26 protein-coding genes are annotated in these 21,414 nt (G+C 57.7%); 13 read left to right on the forward strand and 13 right to left on the reverse strand.

The annotated features are described in order from the left end of the window. Position 1: 1 nt before the first annotated feature. Both nagG and ABLV49_RS24655 read right to left on the reverse strand, forming a co-directional pair. A complete protein-coding gene (gene nagG / locus ABLV49_RS24650; RefSeq protein ID WP_349282870.1) occupies positions 2-1,264 on the reverse strand; it encodes a salicylate 5-hydroxylase large oxygenase NagG in 1,263 nt (420 codons plus the stop codon). Positions 1,265-1,310: 46 nt separating this feature from the next. Then, positions 1,311-2,297 carry a 2Fe-2S iron-sulfur cluster-binding protein gene (locus tag ABLV49_RS24655; protein ID WP_349282871.1) on the reverse strand — a complete coding sequence of 329 codons (987 nt, stop codon included), beginning with the start codon at positions 2,295-2,297 and terminating at the stop codon, positions 1,311-1,313. 117 nt (positions 2,298-2,414) lie between these two features. On the opposite strand from ABLV49_RS24655, the gene ABLV49_RS24660 reads away from it, so the two are divergent. Further along, positions 2,415-3,329, forward strand: coding sequence for a LysR family transcriptional regulator (locus ABLV49_RS24660; RefSeq protein WP_349282873.1), 915 nt, complete (start codon positions 2,415-2,417; stop codon positions 3,327-3,329). A 74-nt stretch (positions 3,330-3,403) separates the two neighbouring features. Beyond that, positions 3,404-4,072 carry an antibiotic biosynthesis monooxygenase gene (locus ABLV49_RS24665; protein ID WP_349282875.1) on the forward strand — a complete coding sequence of 223 codons (669 nt, stop codon included), beginning with the start codon at positions 3,404-3,406 and terminating at the stop codon, positions 4,070-4,072. A 13-nt stretch (positions 4,073-4,085) separates the two neighbouring features. Here ABLV49_RS24665 and ABLV49_RS24670 read toward each other — a convergent pair whose 3' ends face one another. Together ABLV49_RS24670 and ABLV49_RS24675 are read right to left on the reverse strand one after the other, a co-directional pair. Then, the gene (locus ABLV49_RS24670; RefSeq protein WP_349282877.1) at positions 4,086-5,087 is read right to left on the reverse strand and encodes an alpha/beta fold hydrolase; all 1,002 of its coding nucleotides are present in this window, start codon (positions 5,085-5,087) and stop codon (positions 4,086-4,088) included. Between the two features lie 11 nt (positions 5,088-5,098). Further along, a complete protein-coding gene (locus ABLV49_RS24675; RefSeq protein ID WP_349282879.1) occupies positions 5,099-5,302 on the reverse strand; it encodes a tautomerase family protein in 204 nt (67 codons plus the stop codon). Positions 5,303-5,392: 90 nt separating this feature from the next. Between ABLV49_RS24675 and ABLV49_RS24680 the strand changes: the two genes are divergently transcribed. Genes ABLV49_RS24680 through ABLV49_RS24695 form a run of 4 tightly spaced genes read left to right on the forward strand, consistent with a single transcriptional unit; the run spans position 5,393 to position 7,410 of the window. Continuing rightward, positions 5,393-5,575, forward strand: coding sequence for a helix-turn-helix domain-containing protein (locus ABLV49_RS24680; RefSeq protein ID WP_349282881.1), 183 nt, complete (start codon positions 5,393-5,395; stop codon positions 5,573-5,575). Further along, the gene (locus ABLV49_RS24685; protein WP_349283077.1) at positions 5,551-6,336 is read left to right on the forward strand and encodes a LysR substrate-binding domain-containing protein; all 786 of its coding nucleotides are present in this window, start codon (positions 5,551-5,553) and stop codon (positions 6,334-6,336) included. The genes ABLV49_RS24680 and ABLV49_RS24685 overlap by 25 nt, the downstream gene beginning before the upstream one ends. A 2-nt stretch (positions 6,337-6,338) precedes the next feature. Beyond that, the gene (locus ABLV49_RS24690) at positions 6,339-6,872 is read left to right on the forward strand and encodes a helix-turn-helix domain-containing protein (protein WP_349282883.1); all 534 of its coding nucleotides are present in this window, start codon (positions 6,339-6,341) and stop codon (positions 6,870-6,872) included. After that, positions 6,862-7,410 carry an IS630 family transposase gene (locus tag ABLV49_RS24695; protein ID WP_349283067.1) on the forward strand — a complete coding sequence of 183 codons (549 nt, stop codon included), beginning with the start codon at positions 6,862-6,864 and terminating at the stop codon, positions 7,408-7,410. The genes ABLV49_RS24690 and ABLV49_RS24695 overlap by 11 nt, the downstream gene beginning before the upstream one ends. Before the next feature lie 74 nt (positions 7,411-7,484). On the opposite strand, the gene ABLV49_RS24700 is transcribed toward ABLV49_RS24695, so the two are convergent. Then, positions 7,485-8,069 carry a hypothetical protein gene (locus ABLV49_RS24700; RefSeq protein WP_349282885.1) on the reverse strand — a complete coding sequence of 195 codons (585 nt, stop codon included), beginning with the start codon at positions 8,067-8,069 and terminating at the stop codon, positions 7,485-7,487. Positions 8,070-8,338: 269 nt separating this feature from the next. Here ABLV49_RS24700 and ABLV49_RS24705 point away from each other — a divergent pair, with 269 nt between their 5' ends. Further along, entirely contained in the window at positions 8,339-9,241 is a 903-nt protein-coding gene (locus ABLV49_RS24705; RefSeq protein ID WP_349282887.1) for a LysR family transcriptional regulator, read from the forward strand. 183 nt (positions 9,242-9,424) lie between these two features. On the opposite strand, the gene ABLV49_RS24710 is transcribed toward ABLV49_RS24705, so the two are convergent. Beyond that, entirely contained in the window at positions 9,425-10,342 is a 918-nt protein-coding gene (locus ABLV49_RS24710) for a LysR family transcriptional regulator (RefSeq protein WP_349282888.1), read from the reverse strand. 131 nt (positions 10,343-10,473) lie between these two features. Here ABLV49_RS24710 and ABLV49_RS24715 point away from each other — a divergent pair, with 131 nt between their 5' ends. The 5 genes from ABLV49_RS24715 to ABLV49_RS24735 all read left to right on the forward strand — a co-directional run bounded on the left by ABLV49_RS24715 (position 10,474) and on the right by ABLV49_RS24735 (position 13,948). Then, positions 10,474-10,671: a tautomerase family protein gene (locus ABLV49_RS24715; RefSeq protein ID WP_349283078.1), complete on the forward strand. Its 198-nt coding sequence runs from the start codon at positions 10,474-10,476 to the stop codon at positions 10,669-10,671. A 90-nt stretch (positions 10,672-10,761) separates the two neighbouring features. Beyond that, a complete protein-coding gene (locus tag ABLV49_RS24720; protein ID WP_349282891.1) occupies positions 10,762-11,118 on the forward strand; it encodes a putative quinol monooxygenase in 357 nt (118 codons plus the stop codon). Between the two features lie 57 nt (positions 11,119-11,175). Continuing rightward, positions 11,176-11,790 carry a nitroreductase family protein gene (locus ABLV49_RS24725; protein WP_349283080.1) on the forward strand — a complete coding sequence of 205 codons (615 nt, stop codon included), beginning with the start codon at positions 11,176-11,178 and terminating at the stop codon, positions 11,788-11,790. A gap of 103 nt (positions 11,791-11,893) precedes the next feature. Next, a complete protein-coding gene (locus ABLV49_RS24730; protein WP_349282893.1) occupies positions 11,894-12,937 on the forward strand; it encodes an alpha/beta fold hydrolase in 1,044 nt (347 codons plus the stop codon). 27 nt (positions 12,938-12,964) lie between these two features. Further along, complete coding sequence (locus tag ABLV49_RS24735) at positions 12,965-13,948, forward strand: zinc-binding alcohol dehydrogenase family protein (protein ID WP_349282895.1); 984 nt, start codon at positions 12,965-12,967, stop codon at positions 13,946-13,948. A gap of 110 nt (positions 13,949-14,058) precedes the next feature. Here ABLV49_RS24735 and ABLV49_RS24740 read toward each other — a convergent pair whose 3' ends face one another. The 7 genes from ABLV49_RS24740 to ABLV49_RS24770 form a co-directional block, all read right to left on the reverse strand. Beyond that, the gene (locus tag ABLV49_RS24740; RefSeq protein WP_349282897.1) at positions 14,059-14,532 is read right to left on the reverse strand and encodes a hemerythrin domain-containing protein; all 474 of its coding nucleotides are present in this window, start codon (positions 14,530-14,532) and stop codon (positions 14,059-14,061) included. 80 nt (positions 14,533-14,612) lie between these two features. Beyond that, positions 14,613-14,933: an antibiotic biosynthesis monooxygenase family protein gene (locus ABLV49_RS24745; protein ID WP_349282899.1), complete on the reverse strand. Its 321-nt coding sequence runs from the start codon at positions 14,931-14,933 to the stop codon at positions 14,613-14,615. 55 nt (positions 14,934-14,988) lie between these two features. After that, complete coding sequence (locus tag ABLV49_RS24750) at positions 14,989-15,759, reverse strand: SDR family NAD(P)-dependent oxidoreductase (RefSeq protein WP_349282901.1); 771 nt, start codon at positions 15,757-15,759, stop codon at positions 14,989-14,991. A gap of 35 nt (positions 15,760-15,794) precedes the next feature. Further along, on the reverse strand, positions 15,795-16,697 hold the full coding sequence (locus tag ABLV49_RS24755) for an NAD-dependent epimerase/dehydratase family protein (protein WP_349282902.1): 903 nt from the start codon (positions 16,695-16,697) through the stop codon (positions 15,795-15,797). 7 nt (positions 16,698-16,704) lie between these two features. Further along, positions 16,705-18,594 carry a TRAP transporter large permease subunit gene (locus tag ABLV49_RS24760; protein WP_349283081.1) on the reverse strand — a complete coding sequence of 630 codons (1,890 nt, stop codon included), beginning with the start codon at positions 18,592-18,594 and terminating at the stop codon, positions 16,705-16,707. Positions 18,595-18,779: 185 nt separating this feature from the next. Continuing rightward, positions 18,780-19,838 (reverse strand): TRAP transporter substrate-binding protein, encoded by a 1,059-nt coding sequence (locus ABLV49_RS24765; RefSeq protein ID WP_349282904.1) that lies wholly within the window; start codon positions 19,836-19,838, stop codon positions 18,780-18,782. 33 nt (positions 19,839-19,871) lie between these two features. After that, positions 19,872-20,294 carry a VOC family protein gene (locus tag ABLV49_RS24770; protein WP_349282906.1) on the reverse strand — a complete coding sequence of 141 codons (423 nt, stop codon included), beginning with the start codon at positions 20,292-20,294 and terminating at the stop codon, positions 19,872-19,874. Between the two features lie 232 nt (positions 20,295-20,526). On the opposite strand from ABLV49_RS24770, the gene ABLV49_RS24775 reads away from it, so the two are divergent. Further along, on the forward strand, positions 20,527-21,411 hold the full coding sequence (locus ABLV49_RS24775; RefSeq protein WP_349282908.1) for a hypothetical protein: 885 nt from the start codon (positions 20,527-20,529) through the stop codon (positions 21,409-21,411). The last annotated feature ends 3 nt before the right edge of the window (positions 21,412-21,414 follow it).

Consider the following 21,414-nt stretch of genomic DNA (forward strand, 5'->3'; position numbering starts at 1 on the left):
TTTATTCCCCCATCACCTTGCGCCAGTAGTCGTACATGCCACGGATCAGGGTCTCGGTGACCATGTGATCGGTGTCGCCAATGTCGCGCCCGCCCATCTCGATCACGGTGCGGTGCGCCGGTTTTTGCTCGAAACCCTGTTGTGACCATTCGATGACTTCGCCGTCGTCGGCTGAGACGAAGCCTGCAGGTCCGAACAGATTAGCCTGGATCAGGCGGCGTTCTTTCATTTCTGGCGTGTCGTCGGCAAAGCCGAAGTGCGTCCAGACAAAGTCAAAAGAGCCGTGGCCGTTGGGCTGGATATGCCGCGTGGACACGCTGTTGACCTGCTGCTGGATGATCACGCTTGGGAAAATCGTGGTCATCACGGCCGTGGGGCCGCCCCACCAGGGCTCCGGCACGATGTCCAGCAAACGCGGATCATTGACCTTCATCTGGTCCTTGAAGCTGTCCACGCCAGATACCACATCGGCGTTCTTGCCGCCCTGTCCCCGGGTGGAAATCATGGCGGCGTGGCGGAACTTGTCGTCCATCTTCAATTCGGACTTGTTATCCGCGCGCCACAGGCCGAAAGTGGAGAACCAGGTGTGCAGCAGGCCGGGGTGATACGGATCCTTGATGTTTTCCTGCATCAGCTTCCAGTTTCCAGGAATGCGCTGGCGCCGGTAGCCCAGAATCTCCAGCTTGCGGCCATCAAACACGCGGTCAAAGTATTTCAAAATCGTGGGGCCAAGAAATTCCTCGAACGGCTCCACGTCGTGGTCAAACGAGGCGAACACCACGCCGCCGCGCACGGCCACCTTGAGCTTGGTCAGCCCATGATCGGCCACCTTGAAGTCCTTGGGCATGCCGCCATTGACTTTGCCCTCCTGCTTGACGCCGCGAATGAAAGGCACGCCCTGCAGGTCGCCCTTGAGGCTGTAGTTCCACTGGTGATAGGGGCAGAAGAAGTCCTTGGCATGGCCGTTGCGCTCGCGGCAAAAACGCATGCCCCGGTGGGCGCAGACGTTTTCGATCACATTCACGCTGCCGTCCGGATCGCGCACCATGATGACGGAGCGCTCGCCAATCACGGTGCGCCTGAAGTCGCCTGCGTTGGGTATTTCGGCTTCCAGGCCCACGTAGCACCAGTGACCGTTGTAGAACAGGCGGTCCAGTTCCTTCTTGTACAGATCTTCACGGGTATAGGCCCAGAAGGGCACCCGGCTGGTTCCTTCCCCTGGCCACGCAGGGCTTTCGGGGAACACGGTGTTGGTTTCACTCATTGCTTGTCTCCTTGAGTTGGTTGTGAGTCTGGGAATGCAGCGCTCTTCAGACGCCGCTGGGGTAGAACGCATCCGCGTGAACTTGGCTTGGCGCCAGGCCCATGCGGGTGACGAGAAGGTTCAAGGCATCGACCATGACGGGGGCGCCGCACAGGTAAGCGCGCCAGCCTGTCAAAGTTTTCAGATCTTTTTCAATGGCGTCGGTGACCAGACCGCTGCGCTGGCCTGGACCGGCAGGGCCGGTGGCCACGACGATGTGGACAGTCAAATTCGGATGTGCGGCGGCCAGGGCCTGCAGGCGCTCGGCGTCGTACACGTCCTGTGCACTACGCACACCAAAGTAGAGATGAATAGGGTTTTGCATGCCCGCCGCCAACGCGCCGCGCACAATGGACAGCACCGGCGCCAGGCCCGTTCCACCCCCCACGCAGAGCATTGGGCCAGTATGCTTTTGCCGCAGGTAGGCGCCACCCAGCGGTCCGCTGACGCGAATCGCCGCCCCCACCTGCAAGTCATCAAAGACGAATGCGGTGACCCGGCCATCGGGCGCCCGGCGAATCTGGAATTCCATTTCAGCGTCATCGCACAAGCTGGCCATCGAGTAGGGCCGGATATGTTCGGGCGTAAATTGCAGCGTTGCATATTGCCCCGGACTGAACTCAATCGGCTTGGCCAACTTGACCCGGATGCGGCGAATGTCATGAGTGGCCTCTTCGATGGCCGTCACCGTGCCCTTGACGATGCGTGCGGTATGCACCACGACCTCGTCCACCTCGGGCAATTCGATGGTGCAGTTATCGGTCAGCACCGACTGGCAGGCCAGCACATAGTCGTCCTTGTCAGAGTGGGGTCTGCCAGCTTCAGGGCCGCTGCTGCGCACCTGACCGGACAGCACGCGGCAACGGCAGGTGCCGCAGCGCCCCGACATGCAGCTGTAGGAAATGGGCAATTGGTTGGCGATCAGCACGTCCAGCAGATTGCTTCCGCTGTCCACGTTCAGGCGCACGTTGAGGGGTTCTACGACGAGTTCCATGTTTTGAGGGCTTGTGCCTTTGTCTCCTGTTGGCGGCAATTTTGAAGTCCTATGCGATATAAGTCGATAAACTAAACCTGATAGGTAAAATCACCACTGTGAATAGTGAGGTGGTGTATGAACTTGCGTGAAATTGACCTGAATCTGCTGCTTGTCTTCAATCAGCTGCTGCTCGATCGCAGCGTTTCCACGGCGGCGGAGAAGCTGGGCTTGACACAGCCGGCTGTCAGCAATGCTCTCAAGCGCCTGCGTGCCGTATTGAAGGACGAGCTGTTTTTGCGAACCTCACGCGGGATGGAGCCCACGCCGTATGCCTTGTATCTGGCCGAGCCGGTGATCTATGCGCTGAACGCGCTTCAGGCGGCTTTGACCACACGCGACTCGTTTGATCCGAAAACCAGCTCGCGCAATTTCCAGCTGGCCATGACCGATATTGGCGAGATGTATTTCATGCCGCCTTTGATGGTGGCACTGTCCAGGATGGCACCCAACATACGGATCAGCACGGTGCGGCCTAATTCGGCCAACCTGAAGGAAGACATGGAGTCAGGCACGGTCGATCTGGCTCTGGGCCTATTGCCCAATTTACAGACGGGCTTTTTTCAGCGCCGCCTGTTTCACCACAAGTATGTGTGCGTCTTTCGCAAGGGACACCCCGTCGCCAAATCACCGATGACGCTGGCGCAATTTACGGAACTCGATCATGTGGGTGTCGTGTCTGCCAATACCGGACACGGCGAAGTCGATGGTTTGCTGGAGCGCGCAGGCATCAAGCGCAAGATGCGGCTGGTCGTTCCGCATTTCATTGCGGTGGGGCACATACTGCAAACCACCGATCTGATCGCCACGCTGCCGGAGCGGTTTGCGCAGCGCTGCGAGGCGCCTTTTGGCCTTGTTTCGTCCCCCCATCCGGCGCGGATACCCGACATTGCCATCAATTTGTTCTGGCACGCCAAGTTCAACCGCGATCCGGCCAGCCTATGGATGCGACAACTCCTTGTCGAACTCTTCGCCGACAGCGAGGGCAAGTGAGCGCCGCCGCGTGCTGCAGGGCTCCGACGCAGTTCATCCGCTATTCACCGCCCTGATTGTGTCTATCACGTGCAATGCGTTTACATCGGCGCGCAATCTCAACAGAATCGGCACACCACACAAAGTGTGGCAACTATTCTTTGATCGTCATGATTTCTACCGCCGAGCACGCCGTCACCGTTTTGATCAGCCGACAAGTCAAGCAAGGTTGCGAGGCTGAGTTTGAACGCGTGATGGATCAAATCATTGCCGTTGCCGCAACATTCAAGGGGCATTTGGGCGCGCAACTGATTCGCCCTGGAGATGAGCAAGGGGTATACGACAGCCTGTATCACATCGTCCTGGCGTTTGACAGTGAAATCAACCTCAAAACCTGGCAGAACTCACCCGCCCGCTCGCTTGGGTTGGCAGCGGCAGCCCCATTCATCGAGGGCCAGACTTTGGTCAGGCAAATGTCTGGCCTGGCGCACTGGTTTCAGCCGCCAGCCGGATCCAGGCAGGTTCCGCCGCCGCGCTGGAAGGTTGCCGTTGTCACCTGGCTGGGCATCTTCCCAACGGTTTACCTGCTGTTTTTTTCGTTGGGCGACATGCTGGCGCCCTGGCCGCTGCTCGGGCGCATCATGTTGTTGACGGTGCTGGTGGTCATCACGATGACCTGGCTGGTCGCGCCGCAATTGACCCGCTTGTTCAAGCCGTGGCTCTACCCCGTTGCAAAGAGCCAAGCCAGCGCTTCGCCGCATTGAGCCTGGGACGCGGCTATCGGCCCAGAAAAGAATTCAGGTCGGCGGCAAATTTAACCGGGTTCTTGAACATCAAGAAGTGGTCGCCCTGCTCTGCCGAGGTGTAGCTAAAGAGCGTCGCGCCCGCAATGACCGATTGCGCCCAGCGCTGGCTGGCCAGGTTGTTGCTCTCTTGCCCCGAGAAGATGGCGGCGGGCACGTTGATCTTGTGGGCGACCACGTCGCGCCAGTCGTTGACAGTATGGTTGAACAGCACACGCGCCAAGGCCTTGGGATCGTTCTTCACCAACGCGTTGGCAAAGCTCTCCGAGTTGACAAAGGCGGGCGAATCCGTCAGTTGCGCACGCCCGAACACCTTCAGGTCGGTCGTGAGCTGGCTGGCCGGGCCGCCAGCGGTGAACGCCGCCACCATGCGTTCGGCCGAAGTGGTGCTGCCACCGGCCTCAGCGCGCTCTTTTTCTGACCAATCGTCGTGGGCATAGATGGAGATGGGTTCATCTACGAATGCCACCTTGCGGATGCCACTGGTGCCAAACAGATCGATATAGCTCCAGAGGATGGCCGCCCCCATCGAGTGGCCGACATAATCGGCCGACTTCACGCCGATGTGATCGCCGAACTCCTTCAAGTCCATCGAATGGCGGGCGATACGGCCACCGTATTCCACATGCTGCGACAAGCCCTGATTGCGCGGATCGAGCACATAGACATGGTGGCTGCGTGCCAGCAAGGCCATCAGGTTGATGTACTGCGCGCCGTTGGCCGACCATCCAGGCACGAAGATCAAGGGCGGACCCTCGCCGGCCTCCCAGTAGGCGAGCTTGACGCCATCGTTGGTCACGAACGAATTGATCTGCAGTCCGGCAAACTCCGACAGCTTGCCGGGCAGGCCAGCGACGCGCTGTGGAAACACGAAATCCCTGCCCAGCACCTGCAGGGCTGGCTCGGCCAGCGCGGTGCTGGACAGCGCGGCCAGCATCAACGCCGCCACTGCGGCTCGAAGTAAAGGCTTTGTCATGTCGATGCTTCTCAGCCTGCGCTTGGCTCGGGCTCGGGGCCAAACAGCTTGCCAGCGCCTGCCCAGTCGGCCGGTTTCACGTCCTCAAAAATAACGTAAATGTAGTTGGGGTCCGTGGCGGTGTGCCGGACGATGCTTTCGGTGATGTCGGCGGCGACCTTTTGCTTTTGCGCATGGTCTTTTCCTTCGAACCAGCTGACTCGGACTACGGGCATGCGGGAACTCCTTCAAAGGGTGGATATGGGATGGATCATCGCCAGGAACAGGTGCCTTAACGATCGAGCCATGATGTTAGAGTAGAAAAAATGGATATATCAACCGCGCCGGACCCGCTTTCCGGCGTTTTTGTTTTCGTCGCTGCCGCCCGAGCCGATAACTTCACGCAAGCAGCAAGCCGCATGGGTCTGACCAAGTCCTCGGTGGAAAAACCATTGCCCGGCTGGAGCACCGCCTGGGCGTCAAGCTGTTTCACCGGACGACGCGCCTGACACGGCTGACCGCAGACGGCGAGGCCTACCTCACGGCGTGCGCGTCGGCGCTGGATGAAATCACCGCGTCACAGGCCGCGCTGTCTTCCAGCAACCGCGTTCTCAGCGGCCGCATTCACATGGACATGCCGGTCGCCTTTGGCCGGCGCGTGCTGTTGCCGGCGCTCATCGAGATCACGCGGCCCCACCCCGGCCTGAGCCTGAGTTTGACCTTCACCGATGCCACCAGCGATTTGCTTCAAGACGATGTCGATATCGCCATCCGCTTTGGCACGCTACGCGACACGAGCCATCTCGTGGCCAGACGCCTGGCGACCCAGGCGCGGGTGATTTGTGCGTCACCCAGCTACCTGCGCGCCATGGGCGATCCCATCAGCCTGCCCGACATCCATCAACACCGATGCATCGTCGGATCGCCGAAGGGGCCGCCGCTGGTGTGGTTTGTTCGGGATGAATACGGTGAAAAACGCATCACGCCGCCGGCCACCCATCAACTGAGTGACGCAGAAGCGATGGTGGACGCTGCCGTGAGCGGCCTCGGGCTGGCGCAGTTCCCCATTTCACTGGTGCGCGAGCACCTCGGCAACGGACGGCTGCAGGCAGTCTTGCCAGGGTATTCGGGCATGGGCGTCGATATCCACGCGGTCTGGCCGAAGCGCGCTCAACTGAGCCCCCGGGTGCGTTATACCAATCCCGACAGAGAAAGAACCAAAGCCAGGGATCGGAGTCTGAGCAGTCTTGGCTCTCGCAGGAGGTTATGAAAATGTTATCTCAGCACATCATTGATCAGCTGCAGTCCTATGATTTCGACCGGCTGGCCCGCAAAGAATCGGATGGACGCCGGCGACTGCGCTTGATAGCGCTGGCGCACCTCAAAGAGGGCAAAAGCTGCAGCGAAGTGGGCGATGCACTGCGCGTGAGCCGCCACGCGGTCATGCGCTGGGTGCAGTGGTTCCTCGCTGGCGGCGTGGCCCGTCTGGCTGGCATGCCGCACGACTGGAGTACGCAGCGCCTTGCCAAAGCACAGGAAGAAGCGTTTCGCCAGGCGGTTGAACAACTGCAGCGCGAACGCGGCGGCGGTCGGGTGCGGGGTGAAGACATACGCCAGTTGCTGGCCCGACAGTTTGACGTTGCCTACAGCTTGAACGGTGTGTATGACCTGATGAAGCGTTTGGGCATGGTATGGATTTCGGCCCGCGCCGTCAGTCCCTACGCCGATCCGGTGGCACAAGCCGAATTCAAAAAAAAACTTCGCCCCCAAAGTCCTGCAAACGCTGCCGCCAGGCATTGCGCCTGAGCAGGTGGACATCTGGTTCCAGGATGAAATGCGCATCGGCCAGCGCGGCACGCAAACGCGCCTGTGGGCACGCAAGGGAACGCGCCCCCGGGTGGTGCGCCAGCAGCAGTCCGAATCGGCATACGTGTTTGGTGCCGTCTGTCCACAGCAGGATAGTGCCGTCGGTCTGGTCATGCCACACGCCAATACCGAGGCGATGGCCCATCACCTGCAGGCCCTGAGCGAGGCGGTGCCTGCGGGACGCCACGCCGTGCTGGTGCTGGACCGGGCGGGATGGCATACCACGCCCAGACTGCCGCAGTTCCCGAACATTTCCTTGTTGCCGCTGCCCGCAGGCTCACCCGAACTCAACCCGGCCGAGCAGGTGTGGCAGCAATTGCGCGACCGGCACCTGGCCAACCGCTGCTACGACGGCTACGAGCAGATTGTGGACGCCTGCTGCGACGCCTGGAATGCCTTCGCGCAAATCCCTGGCGCCATCCGCTCTTTGTGCTCCCGCAACTGGGCAGTGCTGCCTTCGGCTGCGGTTATCCCATGACATGGGATTGGTATTACGTCGTCGATGAACTCGTGGCGTATGCCGCCAGGGGAAGGTTTGATTGAGCGGCCCGTTCAGCCGCCAGGCTCGCGCGCACCGCCTTTTTCCGGCGGATTCACGGCTGTCGTGAAGGCGGCGTGCCGCAGCACCTGGATGCTGCCAAAGTGCAGGTGGTGCATGAACTCTCGCAAAATCAACAAGGTCGCAGCGAATCGTGGATCATCCGGAATCCGTACTTGCGAGGACGGCCTGCCTTCGGCTCTGGCGGCAAGCTGGTTGAACAGCCCTTCCACCTGTTCAATCGTCAGGGTGCTGACCAACGCATCCGGGCAGCCCGCCATCCTGGCCATGTCATTCACCCGTTCATCCGTCGAATACAGCGTGGCGCCCTCCAAGGCTGCCCCACGGGCACGCGCTACTTCGTCCTCGACGACCATGATGGCGTTTTCGATCTCAAGCGGCGAGGGCGGACGGTGTTTGAAGCAATCGGTCGATGTCCGGCTGGCGCCCATCTCCAGCATCAGCACCTGGCCCGGTTCGATGCCCGTGCCTGACGCGACGCCGGTCTGGTCTTCGCCGATGCGCAGCAGCACGACCGGGGCCTCTGGCGGCGCATTCGCGCGGATGCTTGCGTAACTCCGGCGGACAGCATCGATCATGTCAAGCCCCCTGGCCGAAGCCGGCCATGACGCCGGGCGCCATGGCAAGGCGGGCGCCCCGTGCGAGATGAAAAGAACGGGCGTTTTGGCTGTCGAGGTCATGGCTGACTTTCATGATGGATTCCCTGGGGTTGCCTGGATTGGGCTGCTGCAGACATTGCATGGGCCGAACCGGGCGTGGGTTGTGCAGCGCATGGATGGACTTTATTAAAAACATGGGAGAAGATAAACCCTGTCAAATGTGATTTATTGTCTCAACTGGAGGTTCAATGGACCGGTTTCTTGAAATGCAAACCTTCAATGCTGTGGTTGACGCGGGCAGTTTTGTCAAAGCCGCCGACGCGCTGGCTATGTCCAAGGCGGCGGTCTCGCGCTATGTCGTTGACATGGAAACCCGCCTGGGCGTGCGCTTGCTGCACCGCACGACCCGGCGGCTCTCGCTAACGGATGAAGGTCAGATCTTTTATGTCCGCAGCAAGGAGCTGCTGGCTGAACTGGCCGAAGCTGAGGATGAAATCACGTCCCGCAGCGAGGCCGCCAGCGGGCTGCTGAGAATCAATGCGCCCTTCACCTTTGGCGTTCGGCATCTGGCACCGCTGTGGGGTAGCTTCAGGGCTCAACACCCCAACGTAAAACTGGAGGTGACGCTGGCGGATCGCCTGGTTGATCTGGTGGAGGAAGGCTATGACGTGGCCATCCGCATCGCCAGCCTGGAAAATTCGACGCTGGTGAGCAAACGGCTGGCGAGCACGCGCATGGTGCTGTGCGCATCGCCGCAGTATCTCAAGGGGCACGGCACGCCCAAGCACCCCAGCGAGTTAGCTGGTCATGCCGTGATTTCCTACAGCTACTGGTCAACCAAGGACGAATGGCATTTCACGGGCCCCCTTTTAGAAGCAGTGAGTGTCAAAACCAATCCCTGCATCCACACCAATAACGGGGACACCTGCCGGGCGGCTGCCCTGGCCAGCCAAGGCATCATCTTGCAGCCCAGCTTCCTAGTGGGGGACGATTTGGCTGCGGGGACATTGATGGAGTTGATGCCTGAATTTCGATCGCTTGAGCTTGGCATCTATGCCGTTTATCCAACTCGCAAACATGTCTCGCCCAAGGTTCGGGCGCTGCTGGATTTCTTGACACATCACTTCTCTCAACCAAGGATGACTTGGTAAACGGGCGATGGGGTCAACTTTGCGATGAACGCTGGCCGTTCTAAACGCTTTGCCGCATTGAACGCGCAATTTCAATTCACGACGCCTTGACTGCTTCTGAATCCCAGTGACATACAGTATTCACAGCAACCGCCAATCCGTCGAAGAAAAACGCTGCGCAGACTTGGGGGCTACACGCGCTGCTCAATCAAACCTTCCCTTGGCAGCATAGGCTACGAGTTCATCAACGACGTAACGCACCCGAGGGCTCAGTTGAGCGCGCTTTGGCCAAACCGCGTGAATGTCAACGCCGGTACCCGAATACTTTTGCAAGACCGCCCGTAGTCGGCCGTCGTTGAGTTGCTCGCGCACCAGTGAAATGGGGAACTGCGTGAGCCCGAGGCCACTCACGGCAGCGTCCACCATCGCTTCTGCGTCACTCAGTTGATGGGTGGCCGGCGGTGTGATGCGCTTTTCAACTTCCTCATCCCGAACAAACCACACCAGCGGCGGCCCTTTTGGTGACCCGACGATACAGCGCTGTTGACGGATGTCTGCCAGGCTGATGGGTTCACCCATGGCGCGCAGGTAGTCAGGAGACGCACAAATCACCCGCTGCTGGGTCGTCAAGCGCCTGGCCACGAGATGACTCGTGTCCGGCAGCGCACCGAAGCGAATGGCTATATCGACATCATCCTGAAGCAAATCACTGGTGGCATCGGTAAAGGTCAAACTCAGGCTCAGGCCGGGGTGGGGCCGCGTGATCTCGATGAGCGCCGGCAACAGCACGCGCCGGCCAAAGGCGACCGGCATGTCCATGTGAATGCGGCCGCTGAGTACGCGATTGTTTGAAGACAGAGCCGCTTGTGCTGCGGTTATTTCATCCAGCGCCGCCGTGCAGGCCGTGAGGTAGGCCTCGCCGTCTGCGGTCAGCCGTGTCAGGCGCGTCGTTCGATGAAACAGCTTGACACCCAGCCGATGCTCAAGCCGGGCGATGGTTTTGCCGACCGAGGACTTGGTCAGGCCCATGCGGTCTGCTGCCTGAGTGAAGTTATCGGCTCGGGCGGCAGCGACAAAAACAGAGATACCGGAAAGCGGATCCGGCTCGGTTGATGTATGCATTTTTTCTACTCTTATGATATTTTTAGTGGTTAATTAAATTTAATTTCTACTTTAACATCATGGCTTCAACCGCTGGGGCAGCTGTTCCTGGCGTTGAGCCACCCCGTATCCACCCTTTGAAGGAGTTTTCCATGCCCGTTGTTCGAGTCAGTTGGTTTGAAGGAAAAGACCATGCGCAAAAGCAGAAGGTTGCCGCCGACATCACCGAAAGCATCGCCCGAAACACCGCCACCGATCCCAATTACATCTACGTGATTTTTGAAGACGTGAAGCCGGCCGACTGGGCAGGCGCTGGCAAGCTTTTCGGCGAGCCTAGCCTGACACCCTGACAGCACATCATCTTGCGTGAGTTCGCAAATTTGCAACTCGATTTTTTGACAGGGGCGGGCCCCCCTGCCGTCCTTTTCAAGAGTACAACCATGTCTTCACAGATTTCGAGCGTGTTCACGCTTGCCCTCGAACCTCAAGATTTTCCAGCGTTCAAAGAGCTCGTTGCCGAGATTGTCGCAGTCACTCATCAAGAGCCTGGTACGCTGATTTACGAGTATTCGGTCAATGCTGACCACACAGTGGCCCACATTTTCGAGCGCTACCGCGCGGATGCGGTGGTGAGCCACATCGACATCACCTTTGCGCCTTTTGCCGAACGCTTTTTAAGCTTGGTCAAGATAACCAGCCTGACGGTCTACGGCAAACCGGACGCTGAGGTTCGCAAACGTCTCGACCTTTTTGGTGCCGTTTACATGGAATCGTTTGGCGGATTTAGTCGCCTCTAGCCTGGCATCTCTCGCATCCGACTCTTTGAACTTAAGCCCAGCATGAAAGAACTCGAAATGACTGATTTTTCCGAACTCATCAAGACCCGTATCTCCGCAAACAGCTACGACCCAGCACGAAAACTCTCGGACGATGAAATTGCCCAGTTGATTGAATTGGCGACTTACGCCCCATCCGCTTTCAATTTTCAGAACTGGAAGTTTGTTGCGGTACGAAGCGACGAAGCCAAAGCTTTGCTGCTGCCACTCGCATTTAACCAGCCAAAAATTGTTGACTCCGCAGTGACATTCATTGTTTGCGGCACGATGGAGCCGCACCTGAACCTACCCGCAGCGTTAAGGCCGACGCGTGACGCCGGAATCATTGACGAGGCCACCTACAACGGGTGGATTGGTGCAGCCAACGGCATGTACAAGGAAAATCCATCGCTTCAACGCGATGAGGCCATACGGTCGGGTGCCATGGCGGCCATGACCCTGATGCTTGCAGCGCACGGCAAGGGCCTGGTGTCATGTCCCATGATCGGATTCGACCCGGCAGGCGTCGCTGAAGCATTCAGCTTGCCCTCTTCTGATGTCCCTGTAATGCTGGTGACCGTGGGCTATACAGGGGCAGCGAATTGGCCGCAGAAACCGCGCAATGCCGTAACGGACGTCCTTTCTTTCGCGTAATCAAGTACCGTCCGAGTCAAGACCATGTTTCAATCGGTTTGAGCGGCATCTGGTTGACTCGCCTTCTCTCTCATCCCGTTTCATCCCTTTGAAGGAGTTCTCCATGCCCATCGCCCGAACCAAGCGCAGGCTGAGAAGCATCGACATGACAAAGCCTTTACTTCGAGCCGCAGCGGCGGCGTTGATGCTGGCCGCGCTGTCCAGCACCGCGCTGGCCGAGCCAGCCCTGCAGGTGCTGGGCAGGGATTTCGTGTTTCCACAGCGCGTCGCTGGCCTGCCCGGCAAGCTGTCGGAGTTTGCCGGACTGCAGATCAATTCGTTCGTGACCAACGATGGCGTCAAGCTCGCCTACTGGGAGGCCGGCGAGGGTCCGCCCTTGATCTTCGTGCCTGGATGGTCGGCCAACGGCGCGCAGTACATCAACCTGATGGCCTTGCTGGCACGCAGCCACCATGTCTATGTGCTCGATCCGCGCAATCAGGGCTTGTCGCAGCATGTGGAATACGGTGGCCGTATCGCCCGCCATTCGATGGACTTGAAGGAGTTCGGCGATCACATCGGCGTGAAGTCGGCCGATTATGTCGGCCACTCGATGGGGGCGGCCATCCTCTGGAGCTATATCGATCTGTTTGGCACCAGTGGCATCCGCAAGGTGGCATTCGTAGATGAACCCATCTCCATCTATGCCCACGACGATTGGTCAGAAAAAGAGCGCGCTGAGGCCGGTGGCAGCACCACTTCGGCCGAACGCATGGTGGCGGCGTTCACCGCTGGCGGCCCGGCCAGCCAGCTCACGACCGACCTGAAGGTGTTCGGGCGTGCGCAACTGACGGATTCGCCCGCCTTTGTCAACTCGGAGAGCTTTGCCAACGCGTTGGTGAAGAACGATCCCAAGGCCTTGGCGCGTGTGCTGTTCAACCATACTGTCAACGACTGGCGCGACGTGGTCGCCCACAAGATCAACGTGCCCGCCGCCATCTTCTCGGGGCAAGAGAGCAACAACCTGGCCAGCCAGCGCTGGGCGCAATCGGTCATTGCGGGCGCGACGCTCTTTAGCTACACCTCGGCAGAGCAGGGCGACCACTTCTTGATGTTCAAGAACCCTGTGAAGTTCGTTCGTGACCTGCGATCCTTCCTCGCGCGTTAGCAACCCAGCACATTGAGGGAAGCAGAAATGGCCAAGATGATGAAGGCGGTGGTCATGCATGAACCGGGTGCCCCGGAGGTGCTGAAGATTGAGCAGCGGCCGATTCCGCAGGCGCTTCCTGGTCAGGTTCTCATCCGGATCGAAGCGTTTGGCCTGAACCGCTCCGAACTCTTCACCCGCCAGGGCCATTCGCCCACGGTGCGATTTCCCCGCGTGCTGGGCATCGAGGCGGTCGGCACGGTCGCGCAAGCGCCCGGAGGCCAGTTTCAGCCGGGGCAGACGGTTGCAACGGTCATGGGCGGCATGGGCCGGTCCTTCGATGGCAGCTACGCCGAGTACACCTTGGTGCCGGCCAGCCAGGTGCAGGCGCTCATCTCGCCGCTGTCCTGGGACAGGCTCGGCGCGCTGCCCGAGATGCTCCAGACAGCCTGGGGCGCCCTTTTCCGCGGGCTGCGTTTGCGCAGGGGCGAGCGGCTGCTCATACGCGGCGGGACCACTTCCGTTGGGCTCGCAGCGGCGTCAATCGCCAGGTCGCACGGTGCGGAGGTGGGCTCGACTTCCCGCCAACCGGCAGGAAAGGCGCTGGTCCAGGCCGCCGGAGCGGATTACTTCTTCCTGGACGATGGCGCAATCGCGGATGCGGTGCAGGCCGTCTGGAAAGGCGGCGCCGACAAGGTACTGGAACTTGTCGGGACCAGCACGCTTGAAGACTCTCTGCATTCCACGCGCGAGCCCGGCATCGTGTGCATGGCAGGCATGGTGGGCGATCGATGGTCATTCGCCGACTTTGCGCCCATGGATTCAATTCCCACTGGAGTTTCGCTCACCACGTATTCAGGCGGAGTGGCCGACTTCATGGCAATGCCGCTGCAGCGGCTTGTCGACGACGTCGCGGCGCAGAGGCTGCCCCTCATCGTGGGAAAGGTCTTCGGCATCGACCAGATCGTCCAGGCGCACCGGATGATGGAGGCCAACGGCGCGGGCGGAAAGATTGTTGTGCTGGCGCGCTAAGTCCATCGCACAGCGGACACTTTGCAGCCATCGTCGCTGTGGCGCGCCCTGACGATCCCTGACCCAAACTGCGGCGCGAGCCCTGCAAGGCGCGCTACATGCCTCCTGTGCTAAATCGAGCCGTAATGCCTTCGGGCCATCTCTGTCCCGTGCCGCATGTGAAGCGACATCCCCAATGCTGCCATGTGATTGCCATTGCGCTCCAGGATAGCCTTGGCCAAAGGAAGGAAAACTTCCTCTTCATATCGTGCGTGGACAAGGTAGTCATTCACCACGGCATCGATGTCGTGCGCGTTGAGTTCGGCCGTGAGGTCTTTGCTTGCAGCCTTTATGGTGGGAATCAGCTTTGCGAATGCGGCTTCAATGGTGCGGTGTTCGTCAGTCAAGTGCGAAACGATCCGCTGGACCTCGGAGCGCTCTTCTCCGATTGTCGCGCTCGACAGCACGGCCGGAAACAGCTCTTCCTCTTCCTCTTGGTGGTGAATGAGTACAACCCGGTTGAAGAAGTCTTCGATTCGCATCGAAACCGCATGAAAACGCCGCGCCGGCTCTAAAAGTGCAGGCAAGTCGGCGAGATCGCGCATGGTGTTAACGATCCCAACATGGCAATCTGCAAAAGATTCAACCGGCGACTCATTGCCACTATCGGATGATGTTGTCGTCATCATTCAGCCCTGGAATCTGTCACTGCCGAAGACACCCGTTCAAAGTGCTCAACGTGAGGCGGTTGCGCGAAATACTCGCCAACCAACGAACGCCACTGGGCATAAAGAGGCGATCCACGAAAGGCCACGGTATGGTCTTCGAGCGTTTCCCATGTCAACTGCAGCACGTAACGTGCTGGATTCTCGATACAGCGGTGAAATTCGTGGCTGCAAAAACCTTTTGCATTGGGGAATACAGTGCCTAGCGCAAGCTGAACGGCCTCTTCAAATTTTGCTTGCTGGCCTTTTTTTACGCGAATATCGGCGACTTCCAGAATCATGAGAGTTCCCTTTGGATGTAAGTGATGTGAAATGGATGCAGGTAGTTGAAATCATTCAATGAATATGGCTGCCACCGTTGACGTCGATGGTGGCGCCCGTCACAAAGCCAGACAGGTCTGAGGCCAGGAAGAGACAGACCCCTGCAGCTTCCTTCGTGGTTCCTGTACGCTTCAGCGGGATGGCGTCAATAATGGCGCCAAGTCTTTCAGGCGGCAGTCCATCAAGCATTGCCGTTTCAATCATGGCGGGGCAAATGGCGTTTGCCCTGATTCCCATATGTCCAAATTCCCGTGCAATGCTCTTGGTCAGACTCAGCACGCCGCCCTTGGAGGCGGCATAGTGGGCGCCGCCCACCAGCCCACCGCCACGTTGCGCAGCCGCCGATGAGACATTGACAATCGTTCCGGACTTTTGTTTGGCAAAGACCCTCAAAGCACTTTGGCAAAGATTGAAGGCGCCCTTGAGGTTGACGTTGATCATGACGTCAATGTCTTTTTCAGTCATATCGAGCATTGACTGCGTGCGAACAATGCCCGCTGAGTTCACCAGGCAATCCATAGTGCCATGCAGGTCAATGACGTTCTTGACCAGTTGCTCACAATCCTCGGACTTGCTGATGTCGCATCGAAATCCATGGACCGATACCGGCTTCTGCGTTTGAGCTTCTATCCGGGACTTGATGCTTGCAAGTACCTGCTCGTCCATCATGAGGTCAACGACTACGACCTTGGCACCATGTTCGGCAAACAGCTCCGCAGTGGCATAGCCAATGCTTCGAAGCGACGCAGCCCCGGCAATCACACAGACTTTATCTTTTAGCAACATTTTTCACTCTTTCAAAAACGATCGAAACGTAAATTTCAGATTGGCAATTCGTTCAGAATCCAATCGGTGACAGATGAGTGGCGAGGTTTCCAGCCAAGCTCTTGGCGAGCCCTGGCGGCTCTGACGCGGCTGTTGCTGCCGTACGTGAAATAGGCTCTCGTTTCACCCCATCTTTGGGCTGCGAGTTCCGGATCAAGCGCCTCGACATCGGAAAGCCCGAGTCTTTTGGCCAATGCTTGCCCGATATTGCGAAACGACTCTTCACCGTTTTCTGCGAAGTAAAAGGCGCCTGCAGGCGCATTGGCCAGCGCGCGGATATACAGGTCCACCAAGTCATCAATGTGCACGTTCGACCAGGTATTCAGCCCTTGCCCAACAATCTGCACCACACCATTGTTTCGCGCGTTCTCGGCCAGAAACGGTACCTGCAAACTGTTTGGGTTCAGGCCGCTTCCCAATCCGTAGATATTGCTGGGGCAAATCACCACAGAGCGAATGTTTTGCTGGGCAGCCCCAAGCACCATCAAGTCAATGTCGCGTCGAGCTTGCTTTCGCGGATTGACAATCATCGGCGTGTTTTCATCGAAGATGGCGCTGGAGCAGTAGGCGCCGCGCGCATCGTCGCCCACGACGCTGGAACCACTGGTGTGTATCAATGGTTTTCCAGAACCAGCCAGGCCGGTGATCAAGGCGTTTATCGCCCGGGCATGGTCTGCATTTGCAGTGTTGATCACCCCATCAGAGTTTTTTGCTTCATTCGTCAATAGCTCTGAAGCGTCCAGGTCTCCCAGTACCGGGGTGATTCCGCGCTCCGATAGCTGTGCAGCCTTTTCCTGACTGCGGACTAGCCCTCGGACCTGATGCCCGCGCTTGACAAGTTCATCAGCGATGGCGCCACCGATGTACCCCGTTGACCCTGTTAAGAAATAAGTAAGCATGATGTATTTACCTGGTGAATCCAATGGAGAGTCCCGGTATGGCGGCGACCAGGATCGTTCCAATAATCAGCGCCACGATGTAGCCAAGGATTGGCCTCATGCCAGCACTGGGACTGACACGGCTGATAGCGCACGCCGCGTAGTAACCCACGCCAAATGGGGGAGCGAAGAGACCGATGCCCATCGAGAGAACAACCACCATGGAGTAATGCACGTCGTTGATTCCGAATTGCTTGGCGATGGGGAAAAGCAACGGTCCGAAAACAACTATCGCAGGAATTCCTTCAAGGACGCTTCCGAGGATGATGAACGCAAGGATGGATACCGCAAGGAATCCAGTTGCGCCGCCGGGGAGTTGCGACATTGCCTGAGCCAGCTGGCGCGAGAAGCCGGACTGCGTCAATGCCCAGGCCATGCCGGTTGCGGTGCCGATGATCAACAAGATCGCGCCCGACAGTGCCGCCGTATCGATCAGCGCAGGCCAAAGCTTCCTGTAGTCCATCTGTCGGTAAATAACTGCGCCCGCGATAATTGCATAGGCAATTCCGATCGTCGAGACTTCGGTCGCTGTGGCGACACCCTCCACCACCGTGGCGCGGATGATGAATGGCAATGCGAGTGCGGGAAGGGCAATAAGCAAGGTGCGTCCGATTTCACGCCAACTCGCACGCTGCGTTCCGGCAAGATCGTCCTTGCGATGGCGCCACCAGACTACAAAACAGAGCATGACAGCCAAAACGAGCGCAGGCATGAGGCCGCCGGAGAACAACGCCGAGATTGAAATGCCTGTCACAGAGCCGATCGTTATCAGCACGATGCTGGGTGGGATGGTCTCCGTCTGCGCACCGGTTGCGGCTAACAATGCCACCATCTCGCCTTCCTTCACGCCGCGCTTTCGCATTTCAGGGAAGAGCACGGGTGCGATAGCTGCCATGTCAGCCGCCTTCGAGCCCGAGATTCCGGAAACCAGATACATCCCGCCGACCAGGACGTAAGACAGTCCGCCACGTACATGTCCAAGCAGAGAAGCTAAAAAGCGAACCATGGCTTTAGCCATGCCACTCAGTTCCAGAACTACTCCTAAAAAGACAAATAGTGGAACTGAGAGGAGGACAATGTGCGACATCCCTTCATCCATCCGACCTACTATGACAGTCGTCGGTTTTGAAGTGGTCAAGCTAATGTAGCCCAAGGTCGCCAAGCCGAAAGCAAACGCAATCGGTACGCCCGATAGCACCAAAACAGCGACAATGCCAACGAAGAAAATCAAAAGATTGAGGTTGCCGAGGTCCTGGAACAGCGGGCTCATCATGTAGAGGCCGGCCACCACTGCTGCGGCCAAGGCCAATGCGGCGACAAGGCGGCGCCAGTTTGTCACTTCCGCAAGCTTAAGAACAGCTGCGAAACACATCAGCACTATTCCGCATGGCAGCGCAGAAGCACGCCATGCGTTGGATATCTCAAGCGAAGGGGATGTGACGGCAGCCTCTTCAGAGGCAAATTCATATGCTGGGTGGCCGATAAACGCAAGAAATGCTACTGCGGCCACTACTGCAATGAGGTCTAGAAAAGCGCGCGTACCTGGCGATGCCATGTCGACGAGAGCCGTCATGCGCATGTGGGAGGATCGACGAAGTGCAATCACCGATCCCAGCATCGCAAGCCATAAGAACAACATGGATGCCAATTCATCGGACCATGTCAAAGGATGGTGCAGTACATATCGGCTCACGACGCCACCGAGCAGTACCAAAATCTCGGTGAGAACCAGTAGCGCGGCAGGTATCTCGGTGAGCAGCCCCAGGAATCGGTCTGCCTTTCCGATTGCGCGAAGCCAGGCGGTTTTCTCGTGGCCGCTCGATTCGCTCGAGTGTGGGCCATCAGAATGCGTTGACATATCCAAGGTGCATCTCCAAATTCGTTCTAGTGGGGTCTCACATTTTTGTGAACCGGGCGGCGCGGCGGCATTGCATGGAATGAGAGCATTTACTTTTCTCATCAGTTAAAGCTACTTCAATGCGCGCCGCGCCTGTGCTTGCAGCGATTCACGTCAGGCGAGTGAGCGCTCGCTTAACCTGTTGTTCAGGCTAGTTTCCCGGTGTATTTTTCGAGCTGGGACCAGGTCTCGGGTCCGAACTTCTTCTGCCATTCCGTGTAGTAACCTGCCTTCTGCAGCGCCTCGCGGAAGGGCTTCGTATCAACCCGATTGAACTGCATTCCCAAACCTTTTAGCTTGGCTTCTAGAGAAGCGTTCAATGCCTCGTGCGCGGCGCGTTGCTTAGTTACATTGGCATCGAAGATTTTCGAAACCAATGCCCGAAGATCCTCGGGCAACGCATTCCAGTTGCGCTTGTTGCCAACAAGCGCAAAGTATTCCCACATGTGTGAAGTGGTCGAACAGTACTTCTGAACTTCGTAGAGTTTCGCCGCATCGATTGTTGGCAATGCATTTTCCTGCCCATCGACAACCTTTGTCTGCAGAGCGGTGTAAAGCTCACCAATCGGGACAGTGGCGGGGGATGCATCCAGTGCCTTGAACATTGAAGTCCACAACGGGGTTGAAGGCACGCGTATTTTCATGCCTGCCAAGTCTTTCGGAGTAACGATCGGCTTGGATGAGTGCGTAATCTGACGGAAGCCGTGGTCGAAGAATTTTCCGACTTGCGTGAGATTGACCTTGTCAAAAGAGGCGCGAATGTGAGCGCCTAGGTCCCCCTCCATTGCCTTCCACACGGTCGCGTAGTCAGCAAACGCAAACGCAATCGAATTTATCGATGCTGTTTGTACCAGGTTTCCATAAATAGAACCCGCCGTGCAGATAAAGTCAATGGCTCCCGATCTGACTTGAGACAGCGTATCCGTGTCACTGCCCAACTGGCCGTTCGGATAGACCTCCATTGTCAGACGACCATTCGATTCTTTCGAGACTTCTGCGCATGCAGCCTTCAGAGCGGATGACGTTGGATGGCTCTCTGGGAGCGATATTGCAATTTTCAAATTGAACTTGCCTGCACCTTGAGCCAGCACAGCACCAGGAAGCAGGGTTGAAGCCGCTACTCCAACAATGCGCTTAAGAGCGTCACGACGACCATTTGGGTTAGCGCTTTGAGCGCTTGTATCTGCTTCTGAACGGACTTGCATGCTTTGTCTCCTAAATATTAGATGTGAAAAAGATCAGAACACATTGGGCTGATGGACTTCAATCACGTGGCCGTCCGGGTCTTGCAGAAAGACTTGATGCCAGCCGGGAATCGCCCAGCATCCATAGTCCGAATAACGAAGGCCAAGTTGATCGCACTTGCGCATGAATCCCTGAATGTCATCCGTTCGGAAACAAAAGTGTCCGTGACCCATCGGGTTGACAAATTGCTTCATCTTGAAGCCTGTTTCCAAATCGCGTTCGGCCCAGTGAAACTCGATATCGCCATCGGTAAGGAAGTCGACCTTTCCGGTATATGCGCGATCATCACGCTGGCGACTGATCACGGTATGGGACTCGTCCTGAATTGTTCCCAATTCGAACAAGGTCTTGTAGAACTTGGTCAGTCTCGGCAAGTTGTCAGTGCAGAGGTTCATGTGGTGAAACTTGAAATTCATGGTGATCTCTCTTTCTTGCATTGTTGAATGTCGCCACTGCCTACAGGTATCTGAGTGGCGGGATGAGTCGGGCAGATAAAGCCTGCCCAACACAGACGTAACGATATTAGGCTTCATGGATGAAGTCAACAATGCATCTGTAAAATTTGATAGGGGTAATCCCTAGGGAAATTTGATTATTTTGCGCAAAAACGCTAATTTTAAAATCATCCATGAATGTTAATATTCATGCATGAATGACAAAGTTGCTTTTGATTTACCTCTCGCCCCGAGTCAGGTTCCGGTTCTCCGCACTGAGATATGCAGCGCATCGAGCGCCCGCAAGGTTGCCGCCATGCTCGATCTGGATCCCGAGCATATGGTTGACGGTGCGCCGCTGCCCAGAGGTTGGCAGTTCATCCTGATGGGAGCGGATACACGGCGGTCGCTATTGAGAGCCGATGGATTTCCAGGGCTGGGCGTCACCATGCCCGATCTTGGCCTCCCCCGTTTGCTGCTTGGGGGGCGCAATGTGACCTTCAGGAAGGACATACCCATTGGTGCCTCGGTACACCGCAAAAGTGCAATGCAAGACCTCACTCGAAAAACAGTAAAGTCTGGCCCGATGGCTATTGCAAACATTCAGCATGAGTTATGGCTTGCTGGTGACGAATCGCCTGCACTGGTGGAAACCCAAACCTACCTGCTGCTGCCTGCGCGCAGAGGCAGCACGGCCACCATTGCATCAGGGTCCGTTGCAGACTTGGCCAGCTACCGGACCGCGACTGTCGTCCCCGATGAAACCCTGCTTTTCCAATACTCTGCTATTGGATTCAATTCGCACAAGATTCATATCGATCGATCTCATGCCCGTCATGTCGAAGGATATCCAGATCTGGTTGTCAACGGTGGACTCGTGACGCTGCTTCTCACCGAGTATCTACGTCGCGAAATCGGCGTTATCCCGACTTCAATCAAAGTCCGGCACGTTGCCCCGCTGTTCTGCGGCCGGCCCATCACCATGATCGCCAAACAAGGTAAAACAAATTTGCGGTTGCAAGCCTATGACCACCGCTCCACCCTTGCCGTGGACATGGAGGTAAACACACATGAGGTGCCTGGTACGCCAGGCACCTGACCA

Source organism: Polaromonas hydrogenivorans (assembly GCF_040105105.1).
Lineage (GTDB): Bacteria > Pseudomonadota > Gammaproteobacteria > Burkholderiales > Burkholderiaceae_C > Polaromonas > Polaromonas hydrogenivorans.

What these genes read in the sequence shown, in the direction of transcription:
- ABLV49_RS24665 (WP_349282875.1), top strand. Translation starts at nt 3,404, where the DNA reads ATGCGTTTACATCGGCGCGCAATCTCAACAGAATCGGCACACCACACA.
- ABLV49_RS24660 (WP_349282873.1), top strand. Translation starts at nt 2,415, where the DNA reads ATGAACTTGCGTGAAATTGACCTGAATCTGCTGCTTGTCTTCAATCAG.
- ABLV49_RS24670 (WP_349282877.1), bottom strand. Translation starts at nt 5,087, where the DNA reads ATGACAAAGCCTTTACTTCGAGCCGCAGTGGCGGCGTTGATGCTGGCC.
- ABLV49_RS24705 (WP_349282887.1), top strand. Translation starts at nt 8,339, where the DNA reads ATGGACCGGTTTCTTGAAATGCAAACCTTCAATGCTGTGGTTGACGCG.
- ABLV49_RS24740 (WP_349282897.1), bottom strand. Translation starts at nt 14,532, where the DNA reads ATGCGCGATCTCGCCGACTTGCCTGCACTTTTAGAGCCGGCGCGGCGT.
- ABLV49_RS24725 (WP_349283080.1), top strand. Translation starts at nt 11,176, where the DNA reads ATGACTGATTTTTCCGAACTCATCAAGACCCGTATCTCCGCAAACAGC.
- ABLV49_RS24770 (WP_349282906.1), bottom strand. Translation starts at nt 20,294, where the DNA reads ATGAATTTCAAGTTTCACCACATGAACCTCTGCACTGACAACTTGCCG.
- ABLV49_RS24690 (WP_349282883.1), top strand. Translation starts at nt 6,339, where the DNA reads ATGTTATCTCAGCACATCATTGATCAGCTGCAGTCCTATGATTTCGAC.
- ABLV49_RS24765 (WP_349282904.1), bottom strand. Translation starts at nt 19,838, where the DNA reads ATGCAAGTCCGTTCAGAAGCAGATACAAGCGCTCAAAGCGCTAACCCA.
- ABLV49_RS24655 (WP_349282871.1), bottom strand. Translation starts at nt 2,297, where the DNA reads ATGGAACTCGTCGTAGAACCCCTCAACGTGCGCCTGAACGTGGACAGC.
- ABLV49_RS24750 (WP_349282901.1), bottom strand. Translation starts at nt 15,759, where the DNA reads ATGTTGCTAAAAGATAAAGTCTGTGTGATTGCCGGGGCTGCGTCGCTT.
- ABLV49_RS24715 (WP_349283078.1), top strand. Translation starts at nt 10,474, where the DNA reads ATGCCCGTTGTTCGAGTCAGTTGGTTTGAAGGAAAAGACCATGCGCAA.
- ABLV49_RS24700 (WP_349282885.1), bottom strand. Translation starts at nt 8,069, where the DNA reads ATGATCGATGCTGTCCGCCGGAGTTACGCAAGCATCCGCGCGAATGCG.
- ABLV49_RS24735 (WP_349282895.1), top strand. Translation starts at nt 12,965, where the DNA reads ATGGCCAAGATGATGAAGGCGGTGGTCATGCATGAACCGGGTGCCCCG.
- ABLV49_RS24755 (WP_349282902.1), bottom strand. Translation starts at nt 16,697, where the DNA reads ATGCTTACTTATTTCTTAACAGGGTCAACGGGGTACATCGGTGGCGCC.
- ABLV49_RS24720 (WP_349282891.1), top strand. Translation starts at nt 10,762, where the DNA reads ATGTCTTCACAGATTTCGAGCGTGTTCACGCTTGCCCTCGAACCTCAA.
- ABLV49_RS24675 (WP_349282879.1), bottom strand. Translation starts at nt 5,302, where the DNA reads ATGCCCGTAGTCCGAGTCAGCTGGTTCGAAGGAAAAGACCATGCGCAA.
- ABLV49_RS24710 (WP_349282888.1), bottom strand. Translation starts at nt 10,342, where the DNA reads ATGCATACATCAACCGAGCCGGATCCGCTTTCCGGTATCTCTGTTTTT.
- ABLV49_RS24745 (WP_349282899.1), bottom strand. Translation starts at nt 14,933, where the DNA reads ATGATTCTGGAAGTCGCCGATATTCGCGTAAAAAAAGGCCAGCAAGCA.
- ABLV49_RS24775 (WP_349282908.1), top strand. Translation starts at nt 20,527, where the DNA reads ATGAATGACAAAGTTGCTTTTGATTTACCTCTCGCCCCGAGTCAGGTT.
- nagG (WP_349282870.1), bottom strand. Translation starts at nt 1,264, where the DNA reads ATGAGTGAAACCAACACCGTGTTCCCCGAAAGCCCTGCGTGGCCAGGG.
- ABLV49_RS24760 (WP_349283081.1), bottom strand. Translation starts at nt 18,594, where the DNA reads ATGTCAACGCATTCTGATGGCCCACACTCGAGCGAATCGAGCGGCCAC.
- ABLV49_RS24680 (WP_349282881.1), top strand. Translation starts at nt 5,393, where the DNA reads ATGGATATATCAACCGCGCCGGACCCGCTTTCCGGCGTTTTTGTTTTC.
- ABLV49_RS24730 (WP_349282893.1), top strand. Translation starts at nt 11,894, where the DNA reads ATGCCCATCGCCCGAACCAAGCGCAGGCTGAGAAGCATCGACATGACA.